1 protein-coding gene and 1 pseudogene are annotated in these 937 nt (G+C 68.2%); both read left to right on the forward strand.

What is annotated here, in order from left to right:
• Positions 1-238 (forward strand): annotated as a pseudogene (locus VXC91_RS46120) (hypothetical protein); the annotation flags it as partial.
• A 104-nt stretch (positions 239-342) separates the two neighbouring features.
• Positions 343-937, forward strand: a 595-nt coding sequence (locus VXC91_RS46125; RefSeq protein WP_329513290.1) for an IS110 family transposase, incomplete at its 3' end; no start/stop codon positions are given.

Here is a 937-nt window from a genome sequence, read left to right on the forward strand (position 1 = left end):
CCTCGACGTAGACGACGCGGCAGAGCTCTTGCACCGGGACTGGATGCGTCTCGAAGCCGCGCGCGGAAACCGCTCGGGGCTCCACACCGCGATCACCCGCGTGCAACAGGTCAACCGGACGTTGGACTGCTCACCGGAGATGGAGACCACGCAGCTCATCAACGAGCTCCTCAACGCCTCGAGCACGGTGGTACGCAATGTAGACCGTATGAAGTGGCCGCCTCGAGCCGTTCGTTGAGGTCGGCTGCCGCACCGAAGACCGATGCTCCGCGGGGAGTTGACGCGGATTGCCTTCCGGTGAGCACGGTGGCGGGTAGTGCCGCAACTACCGGGAGGCACCGGATGTTTTCCGAGCGTACTTCGGTCGGCCTGGATGTACACGCCCGCACCACAACGGCCTGGGCCCTGAACGGCGAGACAGGCGAGGTCTTCAGTGAGCGTCTCGACGCCGAGACGCATAACGTGCTGGCGTGGGTGGCCACCCTGCCGCAGCCAGCTGCGGTGGCTTATGAGGCCGGGCCGACCGGGTTCGTGCTGGCCCGGGCATTGGACGGGATCGGCATCCGCTGCGTGGTGGCAGCGCCGTCGAAGATGGAACGGCCCGCGGGTGACCGGATCAAAACGGACAAGCGGGACGCTCAGCGGCTGGCGAAGCTGCTACGGATGGACGAGCTGCCCGTGGTGCGGGTGCCGACGCCGGCTGAGGAAGCCGCCCGCGATCTGGTGCGCGGCCGCGACGACGTGCGCCGGGACCTGGCCCGGGCCCGTAACCGGGTCTCCAAGCTGCTGCTGCGGCAGGGCCGGGTCTGGCGGGGCCAACACCCTCCCTGCTCGCCACGCCCGGGTTCCCGCCTTTCCGCAGGACTCACCGCCAACGAAGTCGTGGACCTACAGCGCAAGGCCTTGCAGAGGACCGTCGCGTTCCTCGGCTGGTTTT

Origin of the sequence: Streptomyces chiangmaiensis (assembly GCF_036281785.1) — a bacterium.
GTDB classification, from domain to species: Bacteria; Actinomycetota; Actinomycetes; order Streptomycetales; family Streptomycetaceae; genus Streptomyces; species Streptomyces chiangmaiensis.